This is a genomic window from Corynebacterium sp. UMB8791 (genome assembly GCF_054166365.1).
Genome location: NZ_JBSZCG010000134.1, coordinates 1 through 9054 on the forward strand (window position 1 = coordinate 1; position 9054 = coordinate 9054).

Genomic DNA, 9054 nt, shown 5'->3' on the forward strand with positions numbered 1-9054 from the left:
ATGACTACGTTCCAGGAAGCGCTCCGCACGATGCGCCCCGAACAACTCCGGGAGCTCATTTATCTCAGGCCAGACGCCTTTTACCCCACCCCGCCATCCTGGGGTTCGCTGGGGACGCGGCTGTCGCTGGCTGGGTCTGCAGCACGAGCGTTACGCCGTCTCAACGCTGCCGAGTTGCGGCTTCTGGAAGCGCTCGGGGACGTCGGCGCCGAACTCTCTCCCGTCGACACCAACAATGTCCCCGCAGCGCGTGTTCCCGGGGCCGTCGAGCGTCTTCGTGCGATGGCGCTCATCTATGGCCCGGACGCCGCCATACAGGTCGCACCAGGGGCACTTTCCGCGCTGCCGTCGGGCTGGCGCCTCGGGGACCAGGCCCCACCGAACCTCGACGGGCTGCTGGAAGGACTCAGCGCCCGCGAGCGCTCAGTGCTGGATACGCTAGCGGCGTCAGGTTCCGTCGGCACGACGAGGGCCGCCGCGGCGGACGCGGATCCCACGACGCCAGTTGCAACACTCATTGCGAAAGGGCTGCTCATCCGCGTCGACGCCACAACGGTTCGCCTACCTCGCCCCGTCCGCGACGTCCTCCGTGGCCTGCCACCGCGCGAGTTCCCCGAGCACGCCCCTGCCGTCAACGATCCAGATCAGCCGACGATCGACCGCAACGCGACTGGCGCGGGCCTCGACGCGGTGCGCAAGCTCCGCCAGCTGCTGCTCCTGTTACTTGAGTCCCCGGTCGCACTGAACAAGGACGGCTCCCTGGGGGTCCGCGCACATGCGGGGTTAACGCAGGCCCTCGGTTTCGATCCTGCGCTCCTCATTACCACGGGCGAATCCGCCGGCCTTCTCGGCCGTGGAAGCACCGACGAGGCCGACGTACTCGCGGCCACCCACGACGCTCTTTCCTGGTTGGACGCCACGCTCGCCGACCAGTGGGCTATCCTCCTCGCCGGCTGGCTCGCCTCGCCCTGGCGCACCGACAAGACGCCGGAGCACCGCCTCCTTTCCGAGCCCACCCACAACCCCGACGTCAGGCACGCCCGGAGGCGCATCGTCGAGTACGCGGGCCCCGACCAGGAGGCTCGATTACTGTTCCACGTACCGCTCATGGCAGCGAATTTCTCACCCCAACTTATCGACGCCACCATCGCCGAAGCCGCATTCGTCGGCGCGATTGGCGGCGTGGGGAGCTCGGCGTCGACACCCCTGCAAGCACTTCTCAACGACGGCGACGTCGTCGAGGCTACGAAGCAGCTCGTCCCCACGGAGGTCTCGCAACTCATCGCGCAGGGCGACATGACACTGCTCGCCCCGGGGCCGCTCGATGCGGCGACCGCCGCCGTCGTCGAAGATATCGCCGACCTTGAATCGCCGGGCCTTGCCAGCATGTGGCGCATCAGCGACGCCTCCCTGAAGCGCGCCCTCGACCGTGGGCACGACGCCGACTCACTGCACACATGGTTTAAACAGCACATCATGGGCGAGGTTCCGCAGGCCATCACCTTCCTTATCGATGATCTCTCCCGCACCCACGGCGCAATCCGCGCCGGCAGCGCGCTGAGCTACATCCGCTGCGCCGACCCTGCCCTCCTCGCCGTGGCGGCTGAGCACGCCGATCTGCGGATCTTGGCGCCGACCGTCGCCGTCAGCCCGCTTCCGCTGCCACGCTTGCTCCACGAGTTGCAAGCCGCGGGCCTGCAGCCAACCGCCGAAGACGACCACGGCGCCTCCATCACGCTTGCGGAGGAACCAACACTGGTGCGAGCAACACCGTCCTCGCTTCCCAGAACCGCCTCTCTGAGCGAAGAGGACGTCGATAAGATTGTTGCGGCCCTCAACTCGGATACAAGCCAACCTTCCGGGGTCAGCGAAACGTCAACGACTGATATGCTTCGTGCAGCAGCCCGCGCCCGTCGCCGCGTCAAGGTTGAGTACGCGGACTCGCAGGGCGCGCAGCACACCCTAACGGTCATCCCGTTGACGGTGAGTGTCGGCGTCATTGATGCGCAGGACACGGCCACGCAGCGCGTGATCCGCATACCACTGCGGCGCGTCACGACTGTGACGCTGGTGTAGAAAGAAAGGTCCAACAATGACGTTTGGGGACGGCCCACTGATCGTGCAGTCCGATAAAACCGTACTGCTTGAAATCGCGCACCCGGACGCAGCGAAAGCACGCGCAGCGCTTTCCCCATTCGCTGAACTCGAGCGCGCCCCCGAGCACGTCCATACCTACCGCATCACCCCACTTGCGCTGTGGAATGCCCGCGCCACCGGCTTCGACGCCGAGACCGCAATCGATGTCCTCGAGCGCTATTCCCGGTTCCCCGTCCCCCAGTCGCTCCTCATCGACATTGCGGAGACGATGGCGCGCTACGGGCGCGTCAGCCTGCTCAACGATCCACAACGCGGGCTCATCCTCACCACGGAAGAGCCCCCAATCCTGGATGAGATTACGCGCAACAAGAACATCATCCTGTTTCTTGGCCAGCGCTTCGACGAGCACACGGTAGGCGTACACCCGTCCGCGCGCGGGCGCATCAAACAAGAACTCATCAAGACGGGCTGGCCGGTGGCGGACCACGCCGGATACGTCGACGGCGAATCCCACCCAATCGCGCTCGACTTTGACGGTTGGGAGCTTCGCGACTATCAACAGTACGCCGCCCAAGCATTCTGGGAGGGCGGCTCAGGCGTGGTGGTCCTGCCGTGCGGTGCGGGCAAAACCATCGTTGGCGCCGCCGCGATGGCGCAGGCAGAGACGACCACGCTCATCCTCGTTACCAACACTGTCGCCGGGCGGCAGTGGCGCGATGAGCTGCTGCGCCGCACCACGCTCACCCCGGAAGAAATCGGTGAGTACTCCGGCGAAAAGAAGGAGATCCGCCCGGTCACCATCGCGACCTATCAAGTAGTCACCCGGAAAACGAAAGGCGAATACCGCGCCCTCGAGCTTTTCGACACCACCGACTGGGGCCTCATCATCTACGACGAAGTCCACCTCCTCCCCGCCCCCGTTTTCCGCATGGCGGCCGACCTCCAGTCCCGCCGCCGTCTCGGCCTGACCGCTACACTCATCCGCGAGGATGGCCGCGAAGACGACGTCTTCTCCCTCATCGGCCCCAAGCGTTACGACGCCCCCTGGAAAGAACTCGAAATGGCAGGTTTCATCGCCACCGCCGAATGCATCGAGGCCCGCACCACGCTCACGGAAGAAGAGCGCCTCAGCTACGCGACGGCCTCCGCACGCGAGCGCTACCGCCTGGCCGCCACCGCATCAGCCAAGCTCTCGACGGTCAAGGACATTCTCGCCCGCCACGAGGGCGAACCGACGCTCATCATCGGAGCTTACGTCGATCACCTGCGCCACATCGCGCAGCAGATCGACGCCCCACTCATCGACGGCCGCACCAGCACCAAAGCCCGCGAAGAAGCCTTCGAGCGCTTCCGCCAGGGCGAAATCCGCACCCTCGTCGTATCGAAGGTGGCGAACTTCTCCATCGACCTCCCCCAGGCAGCCGTGGGAATCCAGGTCTCAGGCACGTTCGGTTCCCGCCAGGAAGAGGCCCAGCGCCTCGGCCGACTCCTTCGACCCAAGCCGGACAGCAGTGAGGTCTTGTTCTACACCGTGGTCACACGAGACACCCTGGACGCCGAGTACGCCATGCACCGCCAACGCTTCCTCGCCGAACAGGGCTACGCTTATCGCATCATGGATGCCTCAGACCTCAAACGCGGCCTATAGACTGTGGCCTATGACTGAACAACCATTCCGCTTCAACGTCGACGAAGAATACGCCAAAGAACACAACGAACTTATTCGAAATACCAAGAACCTCGTTACCTCAAGCATCGCTCTGTTCGTCGTCTGCCTCATCGCGGGCGTCATAGTCTGGTTCCTCGTCGACCCGACCTCCCCCTGGCGCCTACTCGGATCCCTCTCCCTTATCTTTTTCGGCACCATCATGCTGATCGTCGGTCTTGCTATTCCTCGCGCGGTTCCACGTACCCAAGCAATTTACGACGCCAACCCCCTCTCTCCCGCTGTCATCACCGATGACAAGGGCACCACAGTTACCCTCACCGCGTTAGTAAACACAGTCGTTGACCAGCAGTCCCCTGCCGAGTGGGCGCTCACCTCAACTGTGGTGCAACGGATCCCCGGCGTCACTCCTAAGGTTGGCGCTGCAGTTCCGTGCGTCGCTGTGGGAGGCCAGCGCACATCCCGCGACAAGGCACACTGGGCAACGATTACTCCGATGCCAATCGCGTGGGGCACCCCTTCAGAGGAAGTTATCAAACAAGCCACGGACTACATCCCCGACGATCAGTGGCGCGCCCTCAAGCAAGCTATCCGCGACGAGGATCTAGTCAAGAAGTCTAGAAATGAGCTCATAGCTTTTTAGGCCGACATCCTCGCCTCTGCGTACGCCCCAGGGAATGCTTATGTCCCCTGGGGCGTATTGCTTGCACCATGCCTCAGCCATTGAGGCCAGGTAGCCTGAGAGGCCTAACACTTTGAACGGAGATTCCAAGATGAACGATGCTTTTCCCCTTCGCACCCCTCGCCTTATCCTCACTCCTCCCACGGACCAAGATATAGACGCCATTTTTAGGATCCACGCCGACGCCCGCACCTATCAACACCGTCCCGACCTCGCGATGAAAAACCGCAAAGAGGCAGAGGAGTTGGCAAGCACATGGCAAGAAAACTGGGATGAACAGGGTCTTGGCTACTACGTAGTGTCCACGCTTGACGGAACAACCATCGGGTTTACTGGAGTACGCCACAGTGAGGAAGCCGGTGAACAGGTACTCAACCTATATTACCGATTCGCCCCTGAATCTCAGGGCCAGGGATACGCAAAGGAGGCTGCATCTGCGGCGATTGCCAATGCACAGGAACGTTTCCCGCAGCTTCCAGTCATCGCTATCATCGACCCCACTAATGAGGCATCGATCGGTTTAGCATTGAGGCTCGGATTCCAGCACGTCCATGGTGCGGGTGTACCGAACGATTACGAGGTCTACCGCCTCTCCTGAATTCTGGGCTCAACGCGGCGGGGTTCTCGACGCGAGCCTCTCTAGATACATCCCCGTTTGTTTGTTGTGTGGGGGTGCACAAAAAAATGTGGTGAGTATGTGCCACAACAACACACACTCACCACACACAGGAAAATGAAGTTATAGGCCGGCGGTAACCTACTCTCCCACACCTTCCCAGGTGCAGTACCATCAGCGCGGGCGGGCTTAGCTAACCGGGTTCGGAAAGGGACCGGGCGTTTCCCCGCCGCCTTGGTGCACACTCCGAAGTTCTCCCCCACTGGGTGCTCCATTGGAATGTAGAACGCGCAGGTCCGGCAGTGCAGCGTTGCCTGCTCGGCGAACGCAGAATTAGGGCCAAACTTGCCCTTCCGCCACCGCGTCTTCGCCGCATTGAGGCCTTCTTGCGTGAGGTAGTGGTCAGTTTCCCTGCCTGGGAACGTCACTGCATCCTTTGCAAAGGAGTCTGTGGTCAGGCGCTCGTCGTCAGGCGCTGGCTCCATGATGTCGCCGGGGCCGAGGTCGCCGGGGCGAAGACGCTCGGAGTACGGCACCCAGTCCGGCGCCTGCAGCGCGTCGCGAGCCGGCATGAGCGCGACCTCGTTGACGGTCACCCATGTTGAGCCCGTGGCACACGCGACGACCGCGTTCCATTCCCACCCGTTGTAGCCAGGCACGCTCGCTTCGAAGCGGTGCGTGGCCACGTTGCTCGAGAGCCCAGCGACACCGATGTGCGCGCCGACCTCGCCTTCCGCGATCTCGAGGATGGCCTCTCGCGCGACCTCAATTGCTTTGTCGCTCAGCAGTGGTGAAGAGTTCTTGTTCTGAGACACGCTCTCCATTATGGCCCATTTCTGGGGAAATGCTGCATGATGGACGTATGCGTGTTCACTCCCGACGGTTTTGGTCCATCCTGATGTGTCCTTTGGTGCTGCTCACCGTGAGTGGTTGCGATGAAGCTGCCACCGAGGTGGAGCAGCTGAAACCCGAAATCGTACAACGCTACGACTACGACCCTGCCCTGTTCACCCAGGGCCTCGAAGTCGATGAGGACGGCACGCTCCTCGTCAGTACCGGCCAATATGGAGCGTCCGGCATGTATCGGCTCACGACAGAAGGCGACGTGTTGGGCGAGGTTGCCTTGCCGGACGTGTTCTTCGGCGAAGGCATGACCCGCGTCGGAGATTCGGTTTGGCAGCTGACGTGGCAGGAGGGCACCGCGTTTCGCCGCGATGCAGCGTCCCTAGCAACTGTCGATACCGCCCACTACGACGGCGAAGGGTGGGGGCTGTGCGCCACCGATGATGCACTTATTTTCTCCGACGGTTCCGCCGAGCTGCGCCGCATGGACCCGGACACGCTCGCCGAGCTTGCGCGGTTCGAAGTCACCGACCAAGGCAAACCCGTCGAGGGTCTCAACGAGTTGGAGTGCGTCGGCGACGACGTCTACGCAAACATCTTCACAACCACCGACATCGTGCGTATCGACGCCACCTCCGGCCACGTCACGGCCAGGATCGATGCGTCGTCTCTTCCCAACAACGCCGACGAAGACATAAACAATGTGCTCAACGGGATCGCGCATATCCCTGGCACCGACGAGTTTTACCTCACCGGCAAGCGTTGGCCTGACCTCTACCGCGTCCGGCTGGTCCCGTCCCAGTAGAATTTCGCTCATGACTGCTTCCCGCCGTGCTTCCTCTCGCCTTGCACTCCAACTCGGTGCGACAGTTCTCGCCGTCGCTATCCTGCTCGCTGGGGTGTACGCGTTCATGACCTGGCAGCGCTCGCAGCCAGGTCTTCCCGTAGAAGACCTTCGGATTCACGTCACTGCATCCGACGGCGAGCACGAGATCGCCCCCTACACGCTCTGCCCCCTCGATGAACAATGTGACGGCGGTGAGCCACCGGCACTCACACGTGGTGGCTCCGACGAACTCAAATTCCGCATCGACCCAGACATCGCTGCGGGCAGCTGGCGCCTCCTCCTCATTTACGACGACCCCTCCGCCAACGAGGAGCGCCTCCACCAGGCTGGCGAGACCACCGAAGAGACCGCTCCTGCCGTCAAAGAAGGCGGGGCAAAACTCCTCGTTGCTGAAGTCTCGACGCTGGCCGTAAAAAATGACGACCACGGGGAAGAAATCCCGGTGGTCGCCACATGGTCGGTCGCGTTTGAATAACGCTTAGGCGTCAAGCTCCTTCGCCACTGCGCGCAGGATGCCCGCAACCTGTCGAGCCTCTTTGCGCTCAGGGTAGCGCCCAGCCGTCAACGCCGGTTGCACGTCGGACTCGATGAGCGTCATCACATCGGCAAGCATGCTTCCGAGTTCTTCTGGCTTCCTACGGTGCACGGGGCGACGCTTCGGCGTCTCCAAGATGGCGACGCGCAGCGCCTGCGGGCCCTTTCGGCCTGCGGCAAAGTCGAACTCGATGCGCTGTCCAGGCACAAGCTCATCCACACCATCCGGGAGCACCGACTTAGAAATAAATACGTCGTCGTCTCCAGGGTTGGATGCGAAGCCGAAGCCCTTGTCGGCGTCGAACCACTTCACCTTTCCAATTGGCATTAGTCTTCGTTCCTTCTCTGTTCTCTATGCAGACTCAGCAGTGGCTATCCATCATAGTCGTATCGCCCGTTCGAGCCCCAACACGAAAGAAAGTGCCACAAATCACATTCGCGCTAATTTTGCTCGTGAACAGGCCAAACGGCCCTACCTGCCTCCCCACATCCGCGACACCGACCCCAAAAAGTGCCCGGAGCGTGACTAAATCGTTATAAAGCGTTAGGCTGTCCCGCAGCAAGAAAACGAGGCACGCTGAGTTCTGTTCGCCTCGCACAATTACACAAGGAACAGAAGCGGAGGACCCAACCTTCGGAAACTCCCTCCCGGAGCTTCCTTGGGGTGAAGTTGCTACTGCAACCGGGCACCTCAGCCCGAACCCGACAGCTTACTTCGCAAGCGACAACAAGAGAGGACATCGTATTTCAATGGGACGCCATTCCAAGCAGACCACTTCCCTGACCAAGAAGGCACTCGCCGGCGCAGCCGCAACCGCGGCGTTCGCTGGACTGATGGCCCCAGAGGCCACGGCAGCGCCTGACTCCGACTGGGACCGTCTCGCACAGTGCGAGTCCGGCGGCAACTGGGCAATCAACACCGGCAACGGCTACCACGGCGGCCTGCAGTTCTCCGCGTCCACCTGGCAGGCATTCGGTGGCGGCCAGTTCGCTCCAACCGCGAACCTGGCATCCCGTGAGCAGCAGATCATCGTTGCAGAGCGCACCCTGGCACAGCAGGGTTGGGGCGCATGGCCTGCATGCTCCGCTCGCCTTGGACTGAACTCCGCTGCGACGAATCGCGACGCACAGGCTGCCGCACCGGCACCTGCTCCTGCAAGCGCCGCCGTTGCATCCCCGGACGCAGCCCAGCGCCAGGCAGAGAACCCAGTTGACGCCCTGTACCGTCAGCTCGGCAGCTCCCTGAGCAACTATGGTTTCGCGATTCCGGCGCACATCCAGCAGTCCTACGCTGCGAACCGCGCGAACTACGATGCGTTCTACAGCCAGAACGCTGCACTGATCGACGCTGTTCGCTCGGGCGATCTCGCCGCTATCGGCGCAGCACTGCTGAACCGCTAAGCACTCAATAGAACGTGCCCGCCACAGAAAGCTTGTGGCGGGCACGTTTGTTTTGCTTTATGAAAGGGGCATAGGGACTGGCCAGCCCACTCTTTCAGGGCTGGCCGAAAGGTTGAACGCTTAGCGGTTGATTCGCGTCGTTGGGTGGACGTACCCGATTTCTTCCGCTGGGAGTGGGAGCACGAGCTCGTCCCCAAACGGGCTAGATGCACCGGTAAGCTGCGAGGACAGCTCGGTGACAGGCGAACCATTACCAGGGGTGTTGGTGGGCCACGCCGGGTTCGCGCGACCGATCTTCTCTACGTCTTTAGCCATGCGTACTATTCTTTCACGCCTTGGCAAAAATCGCACGTACACTAGCCAACGCT

At 62.1% G+C, this 9054-nt stretch carries 9 protein-coding genes, 1 rRNA gene, 1 pseudogene and 1 riboswitch; of the genes and pseudogenes, 7 read left to right on the plus strand and 4 right to left on the minus strand.

What is annotated here, in order from left to right:
* From ACXIUA_RS08740 to ACXIUA_RS08755, 4 genes are all read left to right on the plus strand, one after another.
* Nucleotides 1-2076 (plus strand): helicase-associated domain-containing protein (locus ACXIUA_RS08740; protein ID WP_457976588.1); only part of this gene is annotated, 2076 nt, incomplete at its 5' end.
* Nucleotides 2077-2092: 16 nt separating this feature from the next.
* Nucleotides 2093-3745 carry a DNA repair helicase XPB gene (locus tag ACXIUA_RS08745; RefSeq protein ID WP_070479209.1) on the plus strand — a complete coding sequence of 551 codons (1653 nt, stop codon included), beginning with the start codon at nucleotides 2093-2095 and terminating at the stop codon, nucleotides 3743-3745.
* A gap of 10 nt (nucleotides 3746-3755) precedes the next feature.
* Nucleotides 3756-4406: a DUF3239 domain-containing protein gene (locus ACXIUA_RS08750; RefSeq protein ID WP_070479208.1), complete on the plus strand. Its 651-nt coding sequence runs from the start codon at nucleotides 3756-3758 to the stop codon at nucleotides 4404-4406.
* Between the two features lie 130 nt (nucleotides 4407-4536).
* Entirely contained in the window at nucleotides 4537-5043 is a 507-nt protein-coding gene (locus ACXIUA_RS08755) for a GNAT family N-acetyltransferase (protein ID WP_070362870.1), read from the plus strand.
* 146 nt (nucleotides 5044-5189) lie between these two features.
* Here ACXIUA_RS08755 and rrf read toward each other — a convergent pair.
* A 5S ribosomal RNA gene (gene rrf / locus ACXIUA_RS08760) occupies nucleotides 5190-5306 on the minus strand.
* Nucleotides 5304-5885: pseudogene (locus tag ACXIUA_RS08765) on the minus strand (DUF3027 domain-containing protein); the annotation flags it as partial. The pseudogene ACXIUA_RS08765 and the gene rrf, both read right to left, overlap by 3 nt.
* A 38-nt stretch (nucleotides 5886-5923) precedes the next feature.
* On the opposite strand from ACXIUA_RS08765, the gene ACXIUA_RS08770 reads away from it, so the two are divergent.
* Together ACXIUA_RS08770 and ACXIUA_RS08775 are read left to right on the plus strand one after the other, a co-directional pair.
* On the plus strand, nucleotides 5924-6709 hold the full coding sequence (locus ACXIUA_RS08770; protein ID WP_070363560.1) for a glutaminyl-peptide cyclotransferase: 786 nt from the start codon (nucleotides 5924-5926) through the stop codon (nucleotides 6707-6709).
* A gap of 10 nt (nucleotides 6710-6719) precedes the next feature.
* Nucleotides 6720-7226 (plus strand): DUF2771 domain-containing protein, encoded by a 507-nt coding sequence (locus tag ACXIUA_RS08775; protein ID WP_070479214.1) that lies wholly within the window; start codon nucleotides 6720-6722, stop codon nucleotides 7224-7226.
* Between the two features lie 3 nt (nucleotides 7227-7229).
* Here the strand turns inward: ACXIUA_RS08775 and ACXIUA_RS08780 are convergent, their stop codons facing one another.
* Nucleotides 7230-7613, minus strand: coding sequence for a cold-shock protein (locus ACXIUA_RS08780; protein ID WP_070362863.1), 384 nt, complete (start codon nucleotides 7611-7613; stop codon nucleotides 7230-7232).
* Between the two features lie 237 nt (nucleotides 7614-7850).
* Nucleotides 7851-8024, plus strand: a riboswitch (cyclic di-AMP (ydaO/yuaA leader).
* Between the two features lie 11 nt (nucleotides 8025-8035).
* Between ACXIUA_RS08780 and ACXIUA_RS08785 the strand changes: the two genes are divergently transcribed.
* Complete coding sequence (locus ACXIUA_RS08785) at nucleotides 8036-8686, plus strand: resuscitation-promoting factor Rpf1 domain-containing protein (protein WP_284817522.1); 651 nt, start codon at nucleotides 8036-8038, stop codon at nucleotides 8684-8686.
* Nucleotides 8687-8806: 120 nt separating this feature from the next.
* On the opposite strand, the gene ACXIUA_RS08790 is transcribed toward ACXIUA_RS08785, so the two are convergent.
* Nucleotides 8807-9001, minus strand: coding sequence for a hypothetical protein (locus ACXIUA_RS08790; protein WP_070362866.1), 195 nt, complete (start codon nucleotides 8999-9001; stop codon nucleotides 8807-8809).
* Nucleotides 9002-9054: the final 53 nt, after the last annotated feature.

Excerpts from the sequence above, each read along its gene's own strand:
- ACXIUA_RS08745 (WP_070479209.1), top strand. The coding sequence starts at position 2,093 with ATGACGTTTGGGGACGGCCCACTGATCGTGCAGTCCGATAAAACCGTA.
- ACXIUA_RS08755 (WP_070362870.1), top strand. The coding sequence starts at position 4,537 with ATGAACGATGCTTTTCCCCTTCGCACCCCTCGCCTTATCCTCACTCCT.
- ACXIUA_RS08750 (WP_070479208.1), top strand. The coding sequence starts at position 3,756 with ATGACTGAACAACCATTCCGCTTCAACGTCGACGAAGAATACGCCAAA.
- ACXIUA_RS08785 (WP_284817522.1), top strand. The coding sequence starts at position 8,036 with ATGGGACGCCATTCCAAGCAGACCACTTCCCTGACCAAGAAGGCACTC.
- ACXIUA_RS08770 (WP_070363560.1), top strand. The coding sequence starts at position 5,924 with ATGCGTGTTCACTCCCGACGGTTTTGGTCCATCCTGATGTGTCCTTTG.
- ACXIUA_RS08775 (WP_070479214.1), top strand. The coding sequence starts at position 6,720 with ATGACTGCTTCCCGCCGTGCTTCCTCTCGCCTTGCACTCCAACTCGGT.
- ACXIUA_RS08790 (WP_070362866.1), bottom strand. The coding sequence starts at position 9,001 with ATGGCTAAAGACGTAGAGAAGATCGGTCGCGCGAACCCGGCGTGGCCC.
- ACXIUA_RS08780 (WP_070362863.1), bottom strand. The coding sequence starts at position 7,613 with ATGCCAATTGGAAAGGTGAAGTGGTTCGACGCCGACAAGGGCTTCGGC.